The organism is Alteromonas sp. PRIM-21 (assembly GCF_027563165.1).
GTDB lineage: Bacteria > Pseudomonadota > Gammaproteobacteria > Enterobacterales > Alteromonadaceae > Alteromonas > Alteromonas macleodii_A.
This window is the reverse complement of sequence record NZ_JADOEK010000001.1, coordinates 927,355-948,436: the sequence shown is the minus strand read 5'-3', so window position 1 is coordinate 948,436 and position 21,082 is coordinate 927,355. Positions and strand designations below refer to the sequence as shown.

17 protein-coding genes, 1 other RNA gene and 1 pseudogene are annotated in these 21,082 nt (G+C 43.1%); 14 read left to right on the top strand and 5 right to left on the bottom strand.

Features of this window, described 5'->3' with window-relative positions; all coding sequences use genetic code 11:
• Positions 1–66: 66 nt before the first annotated feature.
• Positions 67–2,778 carry a TonB-dependent receptor gene (locus tag IW644_RS04045; protein ID WP_269916501.1) on the bottom strand — a complete coding sequence of 904 codons (2,712 nt, stop codon included), beginning with the start codon at positions 2,776–2,778 and terminating at the stop codon, positions 67–69.
• Between the two features lie 323 nt (positions 2,779–3,101).
• Between IW644_RS04045 and IW644_RS04040 the strand changes: the two genes are divergently transcribed.
• The gene (locus IW644_RS04040; RefSeq protein ID WP_269916500.1) at positions 3,102–5,072 is read left to right on the top strand and encodes a BCCT family transporter; all 1,971 of its coding nucleotides are present in this window, start codon (positions 3,102–3,104) and stop codon (positions 5,070–5,072) included.
• Between the two features lie 30 nt (positions 5,073–5,102).
• Positions 5,103–5,579, top strand: a complete 477-nt coding sequence (locus IW644_RS04035) for a MarR family winged helix-turn-helix transcriptional regulator (protein WP_012518305.1) — start codon at positions 5,103–5,105, stop codon at positions 5,577–5,579.
• Positions 5,580–5,665: 86 nt separating this feature from the next.
• Here IW644_RS04035 and IW644_RS04030 read toward each other — a convergent pair whose 3' ends face one another.
• Positions 5,666–6,013, bottom strand: coding sequence for an RnfH family protein (locus IW644_RS04030; protein WP_179983285.1), 348 nt, complete (start codon positions 6,011–6,013; stop codon positions 5,666–5,668).
• Positions 6,010–6,441: a type II toxin-antitoxin system RatA family toxin gene (locus tag IW644_RS04025; protein WP_179983284.1), complete on the bottom strand. Its 432-nt coding sequence runs from the start codon at positions 6,439–6,441 to the stop codon at positions 6,010–6,012. The genes IW644_RS04030 and IW644_RS04025 overlap by 4 nt, the downstream gene beginning before the upstream one ends.
• A gap of 145 nt (positions 6,442–6,586) precedes the next feature.
• Here IW644_RS04025 and smpB point away from each other — a divergent pair, with 145 nt between their 5' ends.
• Positions 6,587–7,066: an SsrA-binding protein SmpB gene (smpB, locus tag IW644_RS04020; RefSeq protein WP_269916499.1), complete on the top strand. Its 480-nt coding sequence runs from the start codon at positions 6,587–6,589 to the stop codon at positions 7,064–7,066.
• 99 nt (positions 7,067–7,165) lie between these two features.
• On the opposite strand, the gene IW644_RS04015 is transcribed toward smpB, so the two are convergent.
• Positions 7,166–8,389 carry an NADH:flavin oxidoreductase/NADH oxidase family protein gene (locus IW644_RS04015; protein WP_269916498.1) on the bottom strand — a complete coding sequence of 408 codons (1,224 nt, stop codon included), beginning with the start codon at positions 8,387–8,389 and terminating at the stop codon, positions 7,166–7,168.
• A 394-nt stretch (positions 8,390–8,783) separates the two neighbouring features.
• Between IW644_RS04015 and ssrA the strand changes: the two genes are divergently transcribed.
• The 7 genes and pseudogenes from ssrA to IW644_RS03980 all read left to right on the top strand — a co-directional run bounded on the left by ssrA (position 8,784) and on the right by IW644_RS03980 (position 14,289).
• Positions 8,784–9,143, top strand: a transfer-messenger RNA (tmRNA) gene (gene ssrA, locus IW644_RS04010).
• Positions 9,144–9,370: 227 nt separating this feature from the next.
• On the top strand, positions 9,371–9,865 hold the full coding sequence (locus IW644_RS04005) for a hypothetical protein (RefSeq protein WP_269916497.1): 495 nt from the start codon (positions 9,371–9,373) through the stop codon (positions 9,863–9,865).
• Positions 9,834–10,964: pseudogene (locus tag IW644_RS04000) on the top strand (replication endonuclease). The gene IW644_RS04005 and the pseudogene IW644_RS04000 overlap by 32 nt, the downstream one beginning before the upstream one ends.
• 363 nt (positions 10,965–11,327) lie before the next feature.
• Positions 11,328–12,284, top strand: coding sequence for a hypothetical protein (locus IW644_RS03995; RefSeq protein WP_269916496.1), 957 nt, complete (start codon positions 11,328–11,330; stop codon positions 12,282–12,284).
• Between the two features lie 2 nt (positions 12,285–12,286).
• Positions 12,287–12,631, top strand: a complete 345-nt coding sequence (locus IW644_RS03990) for an STAS-like domain-containing protein (protein WP_269916495.1) — start codon at positions 12,287–12,289, stop codon at positions 12,629–12,631.
• Between the two features lie 9 nt (positions 12,632–12,640).
• Positions 12,641–13,222, top strand: coding sequence for a hypothetical protein (locus IW644_RS03985; RefSeq protein ID WP_269916494.1), 582 nt, complete (start codon positions 12,641–12,643; stop codon positions 13,220–13,222).
• A gap of 308 nt (positions 13,223–13,530) precedes the next feature.
• Positions 13,531–14,289, top strand: coding sequence for a restriction endonuclease (locus IW644_RS03980; protein WP_269916493.1), 759 nt, complete (start codon positions 13,531–13,533; stop codon positions 14,287–14,289).
• Between the two features lie 135 nt (positions 14,290–14,424).
• Here the strand turns inward: IW644_RS03980 and IW644_RS03975 are convergent, their stop codons facing one another.
• Positions 14,425–15,027 carry a thiamine biosynthesis protein ThiC gene (locus tag IW644_RS03975; RefSeq protein ID WP_269916492.1) on the bottom strand — a complete coding sequence of 201 codons (603 nt, stop codon included), beginning with the start codon at positions 15,025–15,027 and terminating at the stop codon, positions 14,425–14,427.
• A gap of 313 nt (positions 15,028–15,340) precedes the next feature.
• Here IW644_RS03975 and IW644_RS03970 point away from each other — a divergent pair, with 313 nt between their 5' ends.
• From IW644_RS03970 to IW644_RS03955, 4 genes are read left to right on the top strand one after another with little or no spacing between them, the layout of a single operon-like run.
• Positions 15,341–16,063, top strand: coding sequence for an ABC transporter ATP-binding protein (locus tag IW644_RS03970; protein ID WP_269916491.1), 723 nt, complete (start codon positions 15,341–15,343; stop codon positions 16,061–16,063).
• Entirely contained in the window at positions 16,060–17,502 is a 1,443-nt protein-coding gene (locus IW644_RS03965; protein ID WP_269916490.1) for an ABC transporter permease, read from the top strand. The genes IW644_RS03970 and IW644_RS03965 overlap by 4 nt, the downstream gene beginning before the upstream one ends.
• Positions 17,499–18,815, top strand: a complete 1,317-nt coding sequence (locus IW644_RS03960) for a DUF3526 domain-containing protein (protein WP_269916489.1) — start codon at positions 17,499–17,501, stop codon at positions 18,813–18,815. Before IW644_RS03965 ends, IW644_RS03960 begins: the two co-directional genes overlap by 4 nt.
• Positions 18,812–21,007, top strand: coding sequence for a TonB-dependent siderophore receptor (locus IW644_RS03955; RefSeq protein WP_269916488.1), 2,196 nt, complete (start codon positions 18,812–18,814; stop codon positions 21,005–21,007). Before IW644_RS03960 ends, IW644_RS03955 begins: the two co-directional genes overlap by 4 nt.
• Positions 21,008–21,082: the final 75 nt, after the last annotated feature.

The window sequence follows — 21,082 nt, the reverse complement described above, 5'->3', positions numbered from 1 at the left end:
CAGACTTATGTCTGCCGTTTGATAACGCTATTGCGTAGTTAACGTTACATTAACCACTGATAACTATTAATAATAGTCGTAAGAGAAGCGTAAGCCGATGGTACGTGGACGGTTTGTCACGACTTTAGGCGTGTACTGTTGCGTGTCGATGTTCAAAATCGCCGACTTGTCGAAAACATTATCGATGAATGCTTCAATTTTCCAGCTCTCGTACGACATACCTACAGACACATTACCTATAACGTAACTTTCCTGAATGTAGCGTCCACCACGAATAACTTCGCCGTCAGCACCTGGATAAGTTGCACCGTTAAATACCTCGCCCTCGTCTTTGATTTTTAGACCAGAGCCCGTGCCGTAGATTAGGCGTGTGGCGTCTTCCATAGCGTAGGCATTCATAACCATGCCAGCAAGACGGTCGCCGGTATAAGTCAGTGATGCGTTCACAAAACCTTCTTTACCACCTTCCAACTCGAAGAAATAGCGCGCGCTAATATTACCCGAGAAGTCAGCTGAGTATGGCAGTTCACTTCCCACACCAGCAGCAATACCTTCAAGCTCAGGGTTAATACTAACAAGCTCAGTATCTAAAACACTAAACGCTGCATTAATCACTAGGTTATCGGTAGCAAGCCATGAGATGTCGGCATCAATACCTTTAACTTCCGCATCACCTACATTGTCGGTAAATACTAGGAAGCTAATATTAGCTGGGTCAAAACGTGACGTTTGTAAATCAGTAATTTCTGAGTAATAACCAGTCGCATTAACACGCAATATACCGTCTAAGAAGTCACCTTTTAGACCAATCTCGTAGTTGTCCAAAGTATCTGTTGTTGAATAAACCGGAACACGAAAGTCAGCAAAGGCGCCTGTATCATTTGCTGCTGCGTCACCACCTAAACGGTTAGTTACCGGTGGGCGGAAACCTTCTGAATAGTTCGCGAATAACAATACGTTTTCGTTTACCTTCCAGTCTAGGCCGAATTTAAAGATAGTGTCATCTACCGTTAATACGCCGTCATCGCCTAATAGGCTGATATCAAGTGAACCGTCTTGAATAGCATCCACAACGCCCTGGCCGTCTAAACCTAAACCATCGTAAACAGCTGGGTCTAATACACCTTGACCGTAGGCTTCTAAACGGCTTGTTACGTCACGAGTTGACGTAGCGCCGCGGTAAATGTCGTCAATTTGATACCAGCGGGCACCAAAAGTAGCGGTTACCGTGTCAGTAATTTCATAACCTAGCTGACCAAACACCGCGATTTGCTCGATTGTATGTGTTACATCGTTTACAAAGCTAATTTCAGGTGAGAAAGGGCCACCGTCACTGTTAATACCGCGATCACCCGCTAAAGCATTCCATGAGCTAGCTAGGTTCTCGAAGATTTCAGGGCTGGCAATTTTAAACTGGCCTATTGAACCCACTTCTTGCTCGTCATAAAACACACCAGCGGTTAGCTGCCATGGTGTGTCCATCGTTGTGCTAAAGCGTAGCTCGTGAGTTAAGCGAGTACTTGTTGTGTCTTCTTTATAGTATTTAGTTGGGTCAAGACAACGTGCATCGTCTGGATTATCTGGCGTTTCATAGTGTGTACACACATAATATGCTGAGAACAAACCACCGTTTGTATAACCCGTGTAGTCAGTTAGCGTGTCTATTTCACGGTCTAGGTAACCACCGGTATAAACCACGTCTAGTTTTTCAAGACGGCCATTTAAGGTCCATGTGGTTAAACCAAACTCATCAGAGTTTTCATCGCTTTGGAAGCGAATCGCTGAACTTTCATCTTCAACCGTTGGATCGTAAGCAAATACACCTTCGGTATCTAGTGTTTGCTCGGTATGCTGAACAACTACATCCCAATTGTCATCAATAATGTATGACAAGCCAAAACGAGCGCCAGAGTAAACCGCATCGTTAAAGTTATCTTCAACGTGTTCACTGTTTCTAGGCGTAACGACAGCTGCTTCACTGCGAGCGAAGCCATTGATTTCGCGACGCGCATCCATGTCAGCAGGGTCAATACCTTTCTTCTGAAGCGCATTGTCAGAAATGCGGTCTATTACGACTGCACTTCCAATGTAGCCACCATTGCTAGGATCGTTTTCAATGTTGTCGATCCAACCGCCTTGGCTATCGTTGTATGCCGCTACGCGCAAGGCTAAATTGTCAGTTGGCGTCACGTTAAAGTAGGCTTCAACTGTGTTGCTCATATCACCGCCTTTGGTGGTAGAGATACTGGTATCAAAGCCTGCAGCAAAACCCGAGTGATCAGGCTTGTTTGTAATTAGTCGAACGGTACCTGCCTGTGAACTTGCACCGAATAGTGTACCTTGCGGCCCAGGAAGTACTTCTACACGCTCTACGTCAGTAGCGAAAATATCCAAGTTTCTTCCTGCCATTGAAACTGGCATTTCATCTAGATAGAAAGCAACAGAAGGCTGAAGCGCCTGAACCGAAGAAAGTGTGATGCTTGATTGCGTGGTAGCGGCACCGCGGATATAAATTTCGTTTTGCCCAGGCCCTGTACCCTGGAAAACTACGTTAGGTAAGAATTCTACGTAGTCTTGAAAGTTATCAATACCAAGGTTCTCTAACGCCTTACCGTCTAAAGCAGAGACGGCGACAGGTACATCTTGGATTGATTCACTTCTTTTGGTGGCGGTAACTTCAATGGTTTCAAGTTTAGCAGGCGCGTCTGATTCTTGCGCAGCCAAAGAGGTAGATGCCAATGCAGCGATGATGGCACAGCTAAGCTGAGTTTTTCGCATTTGTGTGTGTTTCCTTCAGTTGTTTTTTTATTTTTCGAACTGTGTTTACTTTCTACACATATCAAAAAGATCATATATTACAATACAACAACTATAATTAATTACTACACTAACGATTAATATTTAACCAAAACGTAGTAAATAATAGCAGAAAGTTAAATATTTCGACGTTATTTAGAAGGCCCCACGCGAGCGACACTGAGCGAAATTTTAAAATACATATAAATCGAATTATTTCATCTGATATTTATTAAAAGTGCTCCATGCTGTATATTTCGCCGTAATAACCTAAGTTGACATAAAAGGTGAAAGGAAATTACTGCGTGATTGAGAACGAAAAAAAATCTCCACTCAATAAGCCGGTGTTTATAACGTCTTCTGCGTTAATCATCTGCTTACTAATCTTCGCTGCGGGTACGCCCGAACTTGCAGACTCTGTCTTCCAAAAATTGCAAAGTGTAATTGTTTCAAACGGCAGTTGGTTTTACGTTCTAACCGTTACTATCATTGTCCTAGCAGTGGTGTATTTAGGAATGTCTCGCTATGGCGAAATTAAGTTAGGGCCTGACCACGCCACACCAGAGTTTAGTTTCGGTACTTGGCTCAGTATGCTGTTTGCTGCAGGTATGGGCATTGGGTTAATGTTTTTCGGTGTAGCTGAACCATTAATGCACTTTATGTCTCCCCCCACGGCGCAGGCAGAAAGTATAGACGCCGTACGCGAAGCAATGAAAACGACCTTCTTCCATTGGGGTATACACGCGTGGGCTATTTACGCGGTGGTCGCACTCATACTCGGTTATTTTGCCTACCGTCAAAACTTACCCTTAACCCTTCGTTCTGCACTCTACCCACTTATCGGCGACCGTATTTACGGTTGGCCTGGTCACGTGGTAGATATATTTGCAGTAACCTCAACGGTATTCGGCATTTCAACCTCTCTCGGTTTTGGCGCATCGCAAGTTAATGCGGGCTTTAACTACCTGTTCGGTTTGCCCTCTAATACCGGTGTTCAAATTGCTATTATGGCAGGCGTGGTTGGCCTAGCAGTTATTTCGGTAACAACTGGTCTAGACAAAGGTATTCGTCGCCTTTCAGAAACCAACATGGTGCTGGCTATTATTTTGCTGCTAATTGTATTGTCGTTAGGTCCAACGGTATTTTTACTACAGGCCTTTATGCAAAACACTGGCGCATACTTGTCTGACATAGTGCGAAACACTTTTAATCTGTACACCTATGAAAAAACAGACTGGATTGGTGGCTGGACCATCTTCTATTGGGGCTGGTGGTTAGCATGGGCGCCTTTCGTAGGTCTATTTATAGCGCGTATCTCGTTCGGCCGAACTATTCGCGAATTCGTTATGGGCGTTCTACTTATCCCTTCTGCGTTTACGCTATTTTGGATGACCGTATTCGGTAACGGTGCTATCGACCAAGTTTTGGTGCAAGGAAAAGACGTACTGGCACAAATGGTTAACGACGATACCTCCGTTGCGTTGTTTGTATTCTTAGAGCAATTTCCATTTGCTTCAGTTCTTAGTTTTATTGCTGTACTTATGGTAATCATATTCTTTGTAACCTCGTGTGATTCTGGCGCAATGGTCGTTGATATGCTTTGTTCCCACGGTGAAAACGACACGCCGTTGTGGCAACGCGTGTACTGGGCGCTTGGTGTAGGTATTGTAAGTTCAATACTTCTTTATGCTGGCGGGCTAGGTGCACTCCAAACAATGACAATTGCAGCTGCTCTGCCTTTTGCTATCGTGCTGCTTATCGCTATTTCCGGTTTGTTAAAAGCACTGAGGATTGAGTCTTACAAACGAGAAAGTCTGCAGGTAATGGCTGGTACGCCTTTACATAACGATTCAGATAAAAACTGGAAAGACCGATTAGAAAACATCGTGACCTTCCCAGATGAAAATGCTGTTCGCCGATATGTAAATAAAGTGGTTATGCCAGCTTTCACCGAAGTAGGTGAAGAATTTAAGTCTCAGCAGTTTGAGATAAATATCGAAGACACTGAAGAAGCACTTATTCTAACCGTTGATATGGGTAACGACCCCGAATTTATTTATGCGGTATACCTAGTGCCGACAGAACAGCCGGAATTTGGTCCAAGTGACACACCAACACTGGACGAAAACAAAAAGGCAACGTACTATCGCGCCGAGGTTCACCTGAGTGAAGGTGGTCAGAACTATGACATTATGGGTTGGTCGAAAATTTCAGTTATTAATGATGTAATCGATCATTACCATAAGCACCAACATTTTATTCATTTGCTTAAGTAACCACGTGGTTACGCATTTGTTGGAAGTAACATGCGAAAAGAAGAAGAACTATTAGTGGCACTACGGCGCGTTATTCGCGCCGTAGACCTACGCAGCAAGCAGCTAAGTAAACACGTGGGTTTGACAGGCCCACAATTGTTAGTAATGCAAAATATTGAAGAGCGCCCCGGCATTATGGTGCGCGAAATTGCAGAAAATATTAATTTAAGCCCTGCAACTATCACCAATATTTTGGACAGACTAGAGTCTAGAGACTTAGCTACGCGCATAAGAAGTACGCAAGACAAACGAAAAGTGGGTGTGTTCTTAACCGAACGCGGAAAAGAAGCAGTGGTAGACGCCCCGCGTCCGCTTCAAGAGCACTTTGTTGAACGTTTTTCTCAGCTAAAAGAATGGGAGCAAAGCCAAATGGTAGCTACCGTTCAGCGTATTGCTAGCATGATGGACGCTGAAGATATTGATGCCTCACCTTTCTTGGAACTAGGCAGCATTTCAGAAAAAAGCTAATAGCTTCTGTTTTCTCTAAAAAAAATGGCCTTCAATATGAAGGCCATTTTTGTATTTGTTATAAAGGTAAAACGAACTGTACGAAACTAAGACTTCGCTTTCAGCGGGTTTACTTTTCCGCCAGTAATTTTGTCTGCCCTTCCCTCTTCTTTGGCTTTTTCAGCACGACGTTTTCGAATCTCTTTAGGGTCAGCTATCAGCGGGCGATAAATTTCTATCCGATCACCGTCGTTAAGCGTATCTCGCAATTTAACAACACGACTCCAAATACCTACTTTTGTGGCTTTCAAGTCAATTTCGGGAAACTGCTCAAGCACATTTGACGCATTAATCGCCTCCTCTACTGTCGCATTTTCATGAATAGCAACATCAATGATGGTTTGCTTGGTGGGCAATGCGTAGGCAACCTCAATATTGATGAGCTTATTACTCATGCGTACACACTCCGCGCTCTGTCGGTGAAAGCTGAAACCATACTAGTAGCCAAACTGTTAAACACTTTTCCGAATGCCATTTCTGCTAGCTTATTACTGAATTCAAATTCAAGATTAAGCTCTATCTTACACGCTTCATCAGAGAGCGCTGAAAATGTCCAGCCGCCGGTTAACGAACGAAACGGCCCGTCTACTAGCTGCATTTGAATACTTTTACCTGGCTCTAGTACGTTATGTGTTGTAAACCACTGTTTGATACCGGCTTTTGCAACTAGCAAAGATGCTTTCATGCTTTGCGCTGAAGTGTCGAGGATTTTACTATCGGTACAGCCTGGCAAAAACTCAGGGTAGGAAGCTACATCGTTGACTAAGTTAAACATGGCTTCTGCGCTATGAGCTACAAGCGCGCTTCTATGAATACTTGGCATTGATCCCACTACAATTAAAACTCTTGGCGGCATTGTATCACAGAAATTTTGTATCGCTTGTATTCGGTTTTGAACCAAAAGCCCCAATATAAGATAACAATGACAACTAAAGACATTCCTTTGAACAATCAGTATAATAGCCAGCATGAAAAAGAATAAAGCCAACAAAAACACCTCAGGAAATATCGCGCAGAACAAAAAGGCGCGTCATGACTATTTCCTAGAAGACAAGTTCGAAGCCGGGCTTGAGCTTCAAGGGTGGGAAATTAAAAGTATTCGTGCCGGTAAAGTAAACATTACCGACGCGTACATCATTATTCAAAATGCCGAAGCATATTTGGTAGGTTGTAGAATCAGCCCGCTAAATCAGGCATCTACCCACGTAGTTGCTGCGCCTGAACGCGCGCGCAAACTGTTGCTTAAAAAGCGTGAGATAGACCGCTTGATGGGCGCACGTGACCGCCAAGGTTATTCAATCGTGGCAACGTCTATGTATTGGAAAAAGTGTTGGGTGAAACTAGAAATTCACCTAGCGAAAGGTAAGCACGCTCACGACAAGCGCGACACTTTGAAAGATAAAGACTGGCAACTCCAAAAAGAAAGAATGATGAAACACAGCGTTTAACGCTGTGTTTTTATTTGTGACGCTATAAAAGAAGCGTGATTTTGGCTGCGTTTTAATAAAGCAGCCTTTTGAAAGAACCTTATCTAAAGGACATTGGCGTTAGCCCACATCTCGCTTGGTCATCTTCTTTCGATGCAGCATATCAAGAATAAGACTCCAAAGCGGTGACGGGTTTCTTAGCGTGGTTAGATTATTTCCTAACCGCCTAAGCTGTCGTCGCACCATCGCCATATTCGCAAGGCTTGCTAGCGACTTATCTTTCCAACCACAGTGTGGAATAATGCCTGAGTAAGACCATTCTTGCTGCCACTTTTTAGCTAGGTCGGGCGTAATGGCAAGTGCACTGGCTAAGCCTACCATAGCACAACCCTGCTCTATCACTTCTTCTGCCACTTCGGCCCTTTTAATGCCGCCTGTGGTCATAAGTGGAATATCGGTTTTACTCACCAAGGCCTGTGCAAATTCTAGAAAGTATGCCTCTCTGGCAAGGGTGGTATCGTCCCGTGTTTGCCCTTGCATAGCAGGCGCCTCATAACTACCGCCAGACAGTTCAACCACATCTACACCCAAGGCTTCTAAACGGTTTACTACTTCACAAGCATCATCAAAAGAAAATCCGTTCTTTTGAAAATCAGCAGAGTTCAGCTTTACCATAACAATGAAGTTTTTAGCGCAAACCGCTCTAACCTGGCTGACTATATTTATCAATAAACGTGCGCGGTTAATAATAGAACCGCCCCACTCGTCTTGGCGCTGATTAGTAAGCGGAGATAAAAACTGTGTAAGGAGGTAGCCGTGAGCGGCGTGAATCTCAACGCCGTCAAAGCCAGCTTTTTCAGCTTGCTTAGCCGTTTCGACAAAGCGCTTGCATACATCATGGATGTCTTGACAGGTCATCTCTCGGGGCTGGGCAAATAGCTTAGAGTGTTTACCCATATCCAGCGGTACAGCAGAAGGCGCGATAGCTTTGCCCTGCATGGCTTTAAATACTTGGCGACCGGGGTGATTAATTTGCATTATGGCTAATGCGCCATTCGACTTAATGATCTTGGCCCACTTTTGAAACGGCGCAATATCGGTATCTTTTTCTAGTACAACACCACCTGGCCCTGTCATAGCTGCTTTATCAACCATAACGTTGCCCGTAATTACCATGCCTAAATTACCATGGGCCCAGTATCGATAAAGTGAATATAAAGACTCACCGGGAATGTTTCCCATGCTCGACATATTTTCTTCCATTGCGGCTTTAACAAGACGGTTTCGCGCTGTTACGCCACACGGCAGGGTATAAGGAGAATACAATATGGAATCTGAAGACATTTACACTACAAGCCTTTTAATTATGCTGACGTACTTTAATAGTTCTTGCCGCTAAATGCATCCTTACATAGGTACTTATTCCTTAAAAATTTTCTAAAAAATTATTAAACGTATAGCTCTCTTAATTAAAACAGAAAGCTATCTTTAAGCTTTCTTATCTCTATATTAGTGCAGGCCCTTGAAAACTAATGTTGCTAGCCACATATCAAGGTTAAGTCGATAATATACTTGCTGTTATGAAGGTAACTTTGTTTTCTTAGCTCGCATAGTAAGCTTTTGAAAACATAAGCGTTATTTTTGGTTGTTTTATAGCCAAACCCTTAAAATTTAAAGCGTTTTCTAAAAGAAAGCATTTAATGACGTAACATTTGTGCTATTATTGAAAATCACACTCGGGGCTGATTAGGATTCGACAGGATCTAGGAAGCCGGAGGTGCATGCAGAGGAGCGGTTGGCCTCTTAAAAAAGCCGCATTTAAATAGTCGCAAACGACGAAACTTACGCACTAGCCGCTTAATAACCGGTATAGGCCCTTCCACCCTAGTCTCTTCCTGCTAGCGGGGATTCGGAAGGTCATCCAAGTAGGATAGCGAGGGAACCTTGTCTAAGGGTGAACCGCGAAACAGTATTAGGCCAGCTGCAAGGAAATCCTGTTTGTCGGAGTTCCAAGCAGTTAAATAAATGACAAACTAAGCATGTAGTACCAAAGGTAGACATTTTCTGGACGCGGGTTCAAATCCCGCCAGCTCCACCAATTCCAGAAGCGGTCTAGACCAATCTAGACCGCTTCACCCCTTTAAATTCGCCTTCTCTGGCGATACCACTCAAAACCAACCACAGGTCTCTAACGGTCTTAATAGGGCTGTAAAGTGTCGCGAATCTGTACTTGAATGTCGCGAGACTGTCACTTCTCCCGAACAAATCACTTATGGTTTAGGTACGCGGGAATGTCATAAATTTCGTGCTGAATTATTCAGTACAATGCCCTCAATAGCCTATGACGCTGCGCACAAATACGTAAAAATTTCAAAACAAGCAAGTTATGTTAAAGCAAACCTGTTTCTCTCAAACCGTAGCAAAGAGCTTCAAATAGCTGACTTGAATCTTTCAAAAGATATTCGTGAACTCAAGCTTTCTGCCAAGCAGAAAGCCAACCAATGCTTGAGGAATAGCGCTCACCTAACTACTGAACAAGATTTTGACTACTGCTTATACAAATTAGAAAAATACGGTTTCTCTATTCCATGTGATATGACGCATGTGGAAGCCCTCAAACTGTTTAGAACTGAAAAGTTTTGGTTTAACAAATTCAAAACGCTGGCTACGCAAAAAATGGAATCAATCAGACGCCAGCTTGATTTAGTAAATCAGTCGACAAGCGCTTATTGCAGCGACGAAAGACTCAGACAACACCAGTGGGAAAAAAGCGCTAACAGAAGAATACATGCAAAACAAAAGGTTTTGCAGCGCAGATGATGAATATGTCTCCATGCTTGATGTATACAATTCTAACGTATCGAACCCAAAAGTAAGACGCGCTGAATTAATGGTGAGGATCAAAGGCACTGAGGAATACTCACAACTGCAAAAGCATTAGAGTTGGTTTTACACGCTTACTACACCCTCCAAGTATCATTCTCATTATCCGTCAGGTAAAGCCAACCCTAAATACAAAGCATACTCGGTAAAAGACGCTAATGATTACCTTAACGGGCAATGGCAAAAGGCACGCGCTCAGTTTGACAGAGAAAACATCACAGTTTACGGGATACGCGTTGTTGAGCCACACCATGATGAAACACCACATTGGCATTTGATGCTATTTATGCCACCACATCAGTCAGCCAGAGTTACAGAAATACTCCACCAGTATGCTTTAGAGCAAGATACAAATGAACGAGGTGCGACAAAGAATCGTTTTAAGGCTGAGAAAATAACAAGCGATAAAGGCTCTGCACAAGCGTACATCGCTAAATATATTTGTAAAAACATAGATGGTGAATTTCTAGATACTGACACCTACGGAAACGATGCAAAAGTATCAGCAACAAAAATTACTGCATGGGCTTCGCTTTACAATATCAGGCAGTTTCAATTCTTTGGATTACCTTCTGTTTCATTGTGGCGGCAGCTTAGAAAAATAAACCATACCATCGACGATATTGAATTGAACAAGCTAAGACAAGCCTCTGATGCATCTGATTGGCTAGCCTACTTATTGATGATGGGTGGCACTAATATTCGCAAATCTGAACGCCCTTTCGCCAAGGAATATGAAAAGCAGTTAAAAGAACTATATGAGCATATAGAGCCTGAAAGCTTGTCTAAACATGCAGATAACAATGTTCCCAAAACAATCTTGTCTGTTTCCGCTAGATACCCCATCGAAAACAAACAATGGCTGCTTTTGGAATCACCCCTGAACGAGTTGACAGTCCGTCCTTCCCTTGGGAAGGACGGACTGTTGACGAAGTCTCAGGGGGTAGCCGAAGGCAGTTGGGAGGGCCTCCGCCCTGAGGAGAGGGGCCCAAAAGCCGAAGGCGTCTTGGACTTGGACTTGGACTTGTGTAAATAACTGTACTGAAACTAAACCACCATATAAAGAGAATAGAAAATGAAAGACCTGAAACAGCCGGCAGTATAAGAACTGTCGAGTTAAATGATTTTGCTTGCAAGGCTCTTCTAGGCTTAAAAGGCACTAAATTCTTTGATTCTCATAGGGTTTTTGTTGACCCAAGAACAATGAAAGAGTACAAATACGCCGATGGGCTGAGGAAATACATCTGAAAACCTACACTTGATAGATTAAAAATACCGTATAGATACCCCTATCAATGTCGCCACACATATGCATCAATGATGTTATCAGCAGGGAAAAATCCAATGTGGGTTGCTAGGTAGATGGGTCACGCTGACTGGGGGATGATAAGGAAAGTTTATGGTCGTTGGATTCAAGAATAAAAGGAAGTTAAATCCTAAAACAGGGTTAGTTCAAGTTACTTTGGATGCTCCTGAAAATATTTGCTTGTATGACGAATATTTTAACGAAACAGTTTTGTTTTTGGCCAAACTAGACAAAATAGAAAGAGACCCCAGAATCCAGGTCATCTTGGAAATGCGAGATGTAATTTTCATATCTGCTGGCGCAATTACAAAATTATTTAATGCCGTTGCTGAGCGACAACTTCAAGTATCACCTAGTCACGTAGTCGTTAACCTTCCGGTTGATAAAAATATAAGAGAGTTGCTTAGAACAAATGGCTTTATAAAAGCAGTAATGCAAGGTGGTAAAGGAAAATTAGATGCGCTTTGGGAGTCTTCAAATTTTGTATGTGGTAGTCAAAGAGATATAACTAAGTTCTTGCAAAAAATAAGGGCACTAGCGAAAAGAGATACACTGCCCAACCACCTCGGTGTTGCTATTAAAGAATCCCTTATAAATGTGAATCACCATGCTTACGTCGCAAATTCTAAGCCTGAAACGACATGGTGGAGTTACATTTATGTTGGGAGCGAAGGCAATAGGCAATATTTAGCAACCGTCATAGTAGATAACGGTAAAGGTATAGCTAATAGTATCCGCCCACATGTCTATGAACTTACTAAAGTGAAAGATAATCGATGGGTACATGGAGACGGCTACTGTATAAAGACAGCGATGCAGGAATCAGTTACAAGCACACATGAGCCAGGACGAGGGAAAGGTTCGGAAGATATTAAACGCCCAGTATTAGTAAAATCTGTGCTAGGTCAACATCATTTACTGGTGTTAAGCGGCTCAGGTAAATATACTTATGAGATAGATGAGAACGGAGAGGTTCAAGAGCAGTTCGAAGAGCTCGAACACAGATGCACTGGCACGCTTATTGAGTGGTTTCTCTATTTCGAGGAGTAAATATGAGTAAATGTACTTTGAATGTATCTGAGTTTACTAAAGATGCATTTAATCGTTTTATTGAAGATGGGGATGGCAGTGGTGAAGAGTTTAGAATTAAAGTTCTGTCACCAGCTTTAAAGCAAAATGATAGCGTAACAGTTAATCTTGATGGCATTCATGATGAATATGGTTCATCTTTTCTTGTCGAGGCATTCGCCAACTTAATCCGTAAAAGTGGCTTCAGTTACGATGAGCTAAAACAGAAGTTAGAGCTCACGAGTGAGAACGCGCGATGGCAGAGAGAGATTTGGCGATACATAGACGAAGCAAAGAAAGATTCAGAAGGGTCAATATTAAGAAGGTAAGTTAAAACGATGCAGGAAGCGTCTTTATTAAATTATGATATAGCCTTTAAGGTTGTGACTTTTATAATTACGATTTTGACATGGTTTGTTGTTTATAACGGCGCAACTCACTTGGCAACAAGAAATGAATCGAAAGAGCTGTTGGCAGACTTACACAAACTGTTAAAAGACAAACTTGACGACTCTGTTGAACATTGGATTAGGATAATAAAAAGTGATGGCGAAGGGAGAATAGAACGCAGTTTGTTTTTACAGCATTCACTGATTCATATTTCTCATTTAAGACACATTAAAGAGCTCTTTACTGTATATGAATTGAGCCCCATTACTGAAAATGACATAGATGAGCTTAAGCGATTACTTACTGAATCCCCAGACAAAGCAACACGAGCCGACACTATTGCACTTGCAGCCTTCTACAACGATAAAATAGCGCAACTAAGTCGTAAATCCTATACATTGATACGAGATTCCAAAGAAGCGTACAATATGAGATTCAAGCCAAACAACATTTCTATACATTCGCAATTGAAGCGAGGTTTTAGATATGTATTTTGGGTTATTATACTCGCTCTGGTTTTAACTTTATAAGCGTCTATGTCCTTACACAATTAGACTCAAGGCATTGTATTTAAAGAAATAATTAATATTTCAAATCCCGCCAGCTCCACCAACTCTATAAATTAAGACGTCCTATGACGTCTTTTTTTATGCCTACAGCAACTCAAAATCAATAACTTAGCGTATTACAACGTTCAATAGCTTCCTTCAACCTCTTTGATTTTTAAGCTGAATACGCAAAGTTGCCTATCTCTCTTATATACTTATCGTTAGACAATAATACCGAAGGTTTTCAATTGGCCGTGTATAATGAGTGTCGCAGAACAAGGAAGTAATATATGCCAAGAAACAAAACTAATTTTATCGATTTACTTGTTGAATTACCTTGGTGGGTGTCGGTAATATTTTCGGCAGCCACCTATGTAACGTTGGCGCATGGATTACCAAATGTGCAAACCGATAACCCTATGCTTGCCATGGTGTTTAACGCGTTTGCAATCCCCGCCCCGTTCATTGCCACAATAATTTTACTAGTTGCACCGTTTGCGTACTTCCATTCACGCCGCAAAGCTAAACAATTAGATACGCAACGTAGTTTAGATACTATTAGCGATCTGCATTGGCGTAACTTTGAAGAGCTTGTGGCTGAAGCCTATCGTCGCCAAGGATACAGAGTTACGGAGGGAGGTTATGGTGCAGACGGTGGCATTGATTTGGTATTAAAAAAAGGGGATGAGATAATACTTGTTCAATGTAAACAGTGGAAAGCACAAAAAGTTGGTGTGAGTGTGGTACGTGAGATGTTTGGTGTGCTCACTGCAAGCAATGCTAGCCGTGTTTTCATTATCTGTTCTGGTAAATTCACACAACAGGCAATCGACTTCGCGTCAAGCAAGCCTATTTCCCTATTGGGCGCAGATGAGCTTCTTTCCCTCATTCAAAGTGTGCAATCCCAAACTAAGTTAGAAACAGCTAAACCAGTAGTCTGTCCAAGGTGCGGAAGCGCGCTTGTAGAGCGTCAGGCAAAACGCGGGGCTAACGCAGGTAACAGCTTTTTAGGTTGCTCTAGCTTTCCTACATGTCGTTACACCGAATAATGTACCTATACGGGCGAAGTTGTTAGCGGCGAGCTCGATGCACTAAGCAGCATATCGCTGTTCATGCCCCCACCAACCACTAACACTTTCCGATGTTTTACTTGATAAAGTATCTTATTCAAAAGTTACTAAGCTCTAGTCAGCCCTGCGGTTTAGGCTTATCAAACAGATAGCCAACAACAAGGTTGCAATCATACCTGAAGCGCCAGCTACGCCTGATGGTAGAAAGCCATCACGACCAAATATGATTAATATGGCATTGGCAAACATAGCGACCATGCCTACTATAGCGGTAAGACCACCAATCGTTTTACCACCCTTTACTACGAAGAATAGGCCGAAAACGACGGCTGCTAGTCCTAATAGCAATTTAGCAGCGTAGTAAATCATGAAAGACAAAGACACTACGCCGCCAATTAAAGGTTTAGCGCCTTCTACTGCACCAGCAACCTGACCAAAGGTTGAAAATAACGTTAGACCAATGCTTACCTGCACAATATTTAGAACGGCGCTAAAAGTAATAGCCGACCACCCTAGCTGCGCGTTTTTCGCTTTCACCATGGCGGTACTAGCAAAAGCCACTAGCACGGTAAAAATTACGGCTTCAAATCCCCAAGCATACTGCCTCGAAAAACTAATTCCGCTGCTATAAAGCGCAGTGAAAACAGCCTGTGTTATTGCTAATAGAAGTAATAATGATGCAGTCGCTTGGATGGTGCGCTTATGAGTAAATTCCATTATGGCTCTCTTTTTTTAGATATGTAAGTAGCATTTATTGATGTTGCTATAAGACAGATAAAACAAATTAATAATTTCACTAAATTAGGTAAAAATGGCAAATCATCTATAAAGAGGGGAAATTTAAACTACTGGGATAATTTACTACCAATCGGCAAGTATTTTTCGTTCATATCTTCAGCAATTTTCTATTCAAGCACCGCTTTTCCTTTTCGATTGGTCATTCCACTCTCACTTAATAGTAAAACGTATTCCCATCCATTTAGTTATAATATAACATTGCGCACAAATTTCTGTTACAGCACGTTATACAATGCAAACAAATTCAGTAATATGCGCAGATGCGCTTACCGTGCGCGTTGAAAACCGCACGCTTTTAGACAATTTAAACTTCAATGTTGGTAAAGGTGAAGTTTTCGCGCTTTTAGGCGGTAACGGTGCCGGTAAATCAACTACGCTTAAAACCTTTTTAGGTTTGATGAAAGCAAGCAGTGGTAGCGCTACTGTGCTGGGCCACAACGCCACTACTCATCCTAACGATGTTCAAAAGTCTGTTGCTTATTTACCTGAATCTGTAACCCTTTATGGTCACCTTTCTGGTCTGGAAAATATCCGCTACTTTCTTTCAGTAGCTGGTGTAGAAAAATCAGACGAAGACATTTTCGCGGCACTTCGCAAAGTGGCTCTTCAAGAAGATTCATGGAATAAGGCGTTATCAAACTACTCGAAAGGTATGCGTCAGAAAACCGCAATTGCGCTTGCTTTGTTGCGTAATGCCCCAGTGCTGTTTTTAGATGAGCCTACCTCAGGCTTAGACCCTGCCGCTATTGACGAGTTTAATGCGTTGGTTTCTGAACTAGCGGCCAACGGCGCTACCATTTTTATGGTAACCCACGACGTGTATGGTGCTTGCCAAGTCGCTCACCGCATTGTGCTTTTAAGTAACGGTAAGCTAACCGGCTCTTTCGAGCGTGTTGGCGATACGCCTATTGATACTGAAGCGGTACACGCAGCATTTGCAGGGCGCAAAGCATGATATTTAGTGTAGCAAAAACCATTTGTGCAGATCAGTGGCGCTATTGGCTGCGCACGAAAGTCGCCGCTACGGTACTGTTGCTAGGGGCCATACTGACACTGGCTGCCCTAACTGTAAATGCGTTTCACATTGAGGAAGCCGCGCACGCTAGAGACCACCTTCAAACTGAAGCAGAAGAACGCTTTAAAGCGCAGCCTGATAAGCACCCTCACCGAATGGTGCATTACGGTCACTATGTTTTTCGTGCCCCTACTCCATTAAGCGTGATTGAACCTGGAGTCGACACCTACACAGGTAACGCTATTTTTTTAGAAGGGCACCGACAAAATAGCGCCATGTTTGCAGAGCAGCGGCAATCGGCCGGGCTTACGCGTTTTAGTAGCTTAACCCCTAGCTTCCTTGCGTTAGTACTCGCGCCACTGTTTATTATTCTTATCGGTTACGGCAGTGTATCGCGTGAGCGCGAGGCCGGAACACTTACTTTGTTATTGTCGCAAGGTACTACGCGCTGGCAGCTAATGATAGGAAAACTGTTAGCGCTAATTACAGCTAGTGGGTTGCTCTTACTCCCTTTGCTTCTGGCCTGCTTATATGTCGCTTTTTCAACCGAAAGCCCGCTTGTAGTGCTGCTATTTTGCTTAAGTTACGCCGTTTACTTCTTGTTATGGGCTACTGTTGTAACCGCGTGTTCAGCGTTATTTGAAAAAAGTAGCGTTAGTTTCACCGTACTTATTGTTATTTGGATGGCTGCGTGTGTGTTACTTCCTCGCCTAGGGAGCAGCGTCGCAACGAATGCAGCCCCCTCAATGGGCAAGCTTGAAGCGGACTTTAAAGTAGAAGAAAAGCTTAGAAGTTTGGGCGACGGTCACGACGTTGACGACCCTGCATTTAAAAAGCTAAAAGAAGATTTATTAGCAAAATACAATGTGGATTCCGTAGACGACCTTCCTGTTAATTTCCGCGGTGTTGTTGCTCAGTACTCAGAAGGCAGACAGGCAAAAGTGCTTAATGAATTTGCCGAAAACAGAATGGGTGAAGAATTAGAACAAGCCCATATTGCACGTCAATTTGGTTGGCTATCGCCTACCGTTGCCGTTCGCGCAATCTCTACAATATTAGCGGGTACCAGCCTTGAAACCCATCATCGTTTTTTACGGGAAGCAGAAGCTCTTCGCCTCGAATTTGTGCAAGGGCTAAATAAAGTACATGTTGAAAAGCTCGATTACAAACTCGACATGAACCGCAACGCAAGCGAAGAAGCGGCGGATAAAGCTGTTGTGGGTGCAGACAATTGGGCATTGCTTTCGGAGTTTAATTTCAAACCTGAAGCAGCAAACACACGCATTTCAAACGCGCTTATCTATTTTCTACAACTGTTAGTTTGGGTGTGCATTTCCGCCTTGCTTTTAAAAGCGGCTGTTAGGAGGTTAAACCCATGATGCGTTTTGCCGATCTTAAACGTGAAGCTAATTTTGTTTTTGGTCACCGCCAAATAAAACTTACGTTATTAGTTGTATTTCTTCTAAGCGCAGTGTCTTTGTGGTCAGGTCATGCAGAAATGCAAGAACAACAAGCCACTATTGAACGTTTATTAGAAAAAGACCAAGTAGAGCGTGAAGCCGTTATCACTCACCAGTCTAACTTCGGCATGGTGGCTTATTACGCGTTTCACCTGACTTATGCCCCCCCTTCCCCACTGGCTTTTGCTGCCGTAGGCGAAAGAGATGTATTTCCTTGGAAGCACCGTATACGCATGCTTGCATTAGAAGGGCAAATTTATGAAAGCGATACAGATAACCCAGAGCTTGCGTTTTTAGGGCGTTTCGATTTTGCCTTTGTGACCAGCGTATTGCTGCCATTATTTATTATATTGCTACTTTACGATTTAAAAGCAAAAGAACGGGAAGCCCGCCGCTTCGATTTACTCAATGTAACAGCCCGCAATGCCCATGCGATATGGACATCACGAGTATTAGTCACCTTAGTGCCTTTAGCACTTGTGACGCTTACTCCGTTCGTTGTATTTGGGTTAATTAACGGTACATCTTTACTCTCCATATTAACCGTTTGCGCGATAGTAATAGGTAACATTGCGTTATGGAGTGCCATTGTTCTTGTTATTGGCGCAGCAAAACGTTTTGCAAACTTCAGTGCGACTCATCTTGCCTCTATAATGCTAGGCGTTTGGCTTGTTACCACTGTTATTGTGCCGGTGACTGCACACACGGTAATTAATACCGTGGTTGAAACACCTGAAGGCGGCGATATTGTGCTTACCCAACGTGAAGCGGTAAATAGTGCGTGGGATAAGCCTGTTGAAGACACATGGCGTGCATTCATTGCCACTCACCCGCAGTGGGCCGACTACACAGAGTTTGACCCTGAACGAGACAGCTCATTTAATTGGAAATGGTACTACGCATTTCAACAAGTGGGCGACCAAACGGCTAGTGAGCTATCAAAAGGCTACCAGGCAGCCACGCTTCAAAAAGACACCGTTGCAAGCTACATAGCCTTGCTTTCTCCTTCCTTACTTACGCAACGTTTATTATCAAGCGCTGCTGATACTAGTGTAAGCGCGATGGTGGGCTATGAAAATGATGTACGCGCTTTTCATAAGGCGCTACGAAAATTCTATTATTACCACCTTTTCAAAGACCCTGAATTTTCTCAGGAGAGCTTTGAAGCACTACCACAATTTACACCAAACACTAAAGGCTCACACGAGAACCGCACAGGAAAAGAAGAATGAAAACGAGTTGGGTTAAATCATCACTTGCAGCCACTATATCAGCTTTATTAAGCACGTCGGTTTTAGCACAAAGCGATAACAGCCAAAATGAAGCTGATGTTGAAAAAATAACCGTGCACGGTATGCACCGAGCGTATCAAGGGGCTTTTGAATACAAAGAGGTACCTGCAGCTGCTCAAGATATAGACTTAGGCTTACTTAGCGATGCTGGTGCCATTAACTTGAATGACGCACTAGACCTGTCAGCATCTGTAGCACGTCAAAACAACTTTGGCGGTCTTTGGAATAGCTTTGCAATTCGTGGCTTTTCTGGTGACGAAAACTTACCCAGTGGCTTTCTGGTAAACGGCTTTAATGCAGGTCGTGGTTTTGGTGGCCCTCGTGACCTATCTGGTATCGATCATGTTGAAGTATTGAAAGGCCCGAAAGCTGCCCTTTTTGGCCGTGGTGAACCAGGTGGCGCAATTAACCTGGTAACTAAACGTCCTCAGTTTCGTGAAGGTGGTGAAGTTAAAGCCACTTATGGAAGCTGGGAGCAAATGCGTGTTGAAGCTGATGTACAAACCGTTGCAGGCGCGTCTGAGAATGTCGGTGTACGCCTAGTTGGTTTTTATGAAGACGCGGAAAGTTTCCGCGATACAGTAGAAACAGAGCGCTTTGGGTTTTATCCATCGGTAACCTGGGAAGCGTCGGCAGATACTACCGTGACTTACGAACTAGAATACACAGAACAAAAGATTCCTTTTGATCGCGGTGTAGTGGCTATTGACGGCGAATTAGGCCATCAACCCATTGAAACCTTTACTGGCGATCCGAATGGCGACACAATCGATACCCAAGTTGTAGGTCATCAAATTGAAGTTTCTCACAAGCTTGCTGACGACTGGAACTTATTGTTAGGTGCAGGTCTGCGTGATACCACATTTGAAGGCAATGCATTAGAGAACAATTTTGGCGGCCGTCAAACGCTATTTATCGACCCTAATCAAGCATTGTTATCGCGCTTTAAGCGTTATCGTAATTTTGAAACTGATTATCTTGTATTACGAGGCGAAATTGCGGGTGAATTTGAAACAGGCTCACTGACTCATCGCGTTATTATTGGTGCTGACTACGACAAATTTGAAAACGATCAGGTGATTCTGCGCTATCGCCCGCCCTTTTTCTCAGGCGATACCGACATTAACGATTTAGACTTAGATCAGTACCTTGTGGTCGATATATTCAACCCCGATTATTCACCCCTTCCCGATGTTGAGCTTTCTGACAATCTAGATCGCCTAGAAGTACAAAAAGCTTGGGGCGTTTACTTTCAAGACCAAATTAACCTTACCGACAACCTACAAATTCGTTTAGGGGGCCGCTTCGATAAGTTCGAGCAGGAAATTGATAATCGCTTAGCAAGCCCGGTAAGCACTACGTCGCAAGATGATACCCGTTTCTCGCCGCAAGTGGGCGCCGTTTATGTGTTTAACGACAGCACCAGCGTTTATGCCACCTACGGCGAAGGCTTCCGTCAGTTAACGGGTTCTGATTTTGCAGGTAACCCATTCGAGCCGAACGAATCAGAATCTGCTGAAATTGGCCTTAAAACCGATTTAACGTCTATGTTCGATAACGTGCGAGGCGATATCACGCTTTCACTATTTAATATCGAGCAAAGCAATATTCTGGTGTTTGATGACAGTGAAGAAGCATCAGACGGCTTTTTCTTAACTCCAGCAGGCGAAGCGCGAAGCCGCGGTATAGAGCTAGACATAAATGCCGAATTTGAAAATGATATTTCGCTATGGGTGTCTTACACTTTTGTGGATGCAGAAAGTACAAATGATGCGGCAGATGCTAACTTCGTTGCCACAATTGAGTCTGGCGACCCGCTAATTAACGTTCCAAAAAACCAGTTAAGTATTCAACTAAGTAAAGATCTTACTTTAGCTGATATGCCAGTGCGTATTGGTTCTGGGCTATTGTATGTAGACGAACGTTTAGGTCAAACCGCCACAGACTTCTACTTACCAAGCTACACTACAGTACGTGCGTTTGCTGAGATAGAGCCTGTCGAAAATCTATTGGTTAAAGTAGCAGTAGACAACCTATTTGATAGAGAATTTTATACTAACTCTTTCGCAGATGTGTGGGTTGAGCCCGGTGCACCGCAGCGTTTTAGACTAACGGCTGCCTATCGTTTCTAATTGTTAGAAACATAGAATTTATAAGAGAAATTAAAAAGGGGCCGGTATTGAATAGGCCTCTTTTTTATTGCCAAT

Excerpts from the sequence above, each read along its gene's own strand:
- IW644_RS04045 (WP_269916501.1), bottom strand. The coding sequence starts at position 2,778 with ATGCGAAAAACTCAGCTTAGCTGTGCCATCATCGCTGCATTGGCATCT.
- IW644_RS04035 (WP_012518305.1), top strand. The coding sequence starts at position 5,103 with ATGCGAAAAGAAGAAGAACTATTAGTGGCACTACGGCGCGTTATTCGC.
- IW644_RS04030 (WP_179983285.1), bottom strand. The coding sequence starts at position 6,013 with ATGAGTAATAAGCTCATCAATATTGAGGTTGCCTACGCATTGCCCACC.
- IW644_RS04025 (WP_179983284.1), bottom strand. The coding sequence starts at position 6,441 with ATGCCAAGTATTCATAGAAGCGCGCTTGTAGCTCATAGCGCAGAAGCC.
- smpB (WP_269916499.1), top strand. The coding sequence starts at position 6,587 with ATGAAAAAGAATAAAGCCAACAAAAACACCTCAGGAAATATCGCGCAG.
- IW644_RS04015 (WP_269916498.1), bottom strand. The coding sequence starts at position 8,389 with ATGTCTTCAGATTCCATATTGTATTCTCCTTATACCCTGCCGTGTGGC.
- IW644_RS04005 (WP_269916497.1), top strand. The coding sequence starts at position 9,371 with ATGCCCTCAATAGCCTATGACGCTGCGCACAAATACGTAAAAATTTCA.
- IW644_RS03995 (WP_269916496.1), top strand. The coding sequence starts at position 11,328 with ATGGTCGTTGGATTCAAGAATAAAAGGAAGTTAAATCCTAAAACAGGG.
- IW644_RS03990 (WP_269916495.1), top strand. The coding sequence starts at position 12,287 with ATGAGTAAATGTACTTTGAATGTATCTGAGTTTACTAAAGATGCATTT.
- IW644_RS03985 (WP_269916494.1), top strand. The coding sequence starts at position 12,641 with ATGCAGGAAGCGTCTTTATTAAATTATGATATAGCCTTTAAGGTTGTG.
- IW644_RS03980 (WP_269916493.1), top strand. The coding sequence starts at position 13,531 with ATGCCAAGAAACAAAACTAATTTTATCGATTTACTTGTTGAATTACCT.
- IW644_RS03975 (WP_269916492.1), bottom strand. The coding sequence starts at position 15,027 with ATGGAATTTACTCATAAGCGCACCATCCAAGCGACTGCATCATTATTA.
- IW644_RS03970 (WP_269916491.1), top strand. The coding sequence starts at position 15,341 with ATGCAAACAAATTCAGTAATATGCGCAGATGCGCTTACCGTGCGCGTT.
- IW644_RS03965 (WP_269916490.1), top strand. The coding sequence starts at position 16,060 with ATGATATTTAGTGTAGCAAAAACCATTTGTGCAGATCAGTGGCGCTAT.
- IW644_RS03960 (WP_269916489.1), top strand. The coding sequence starts at position 17,499 with ATGATGCGTTTTGCCGATCTTAAACGTGAAGCTAATTTTGTTTTTGGT.
- IW644_RS03955 (WP_269916488.1), top strand. The coding sequence starts at position 18,812 with ATGAAAACGAGTTGGGTTAAATCATCACTTGCAGCCACTATATCAGCT.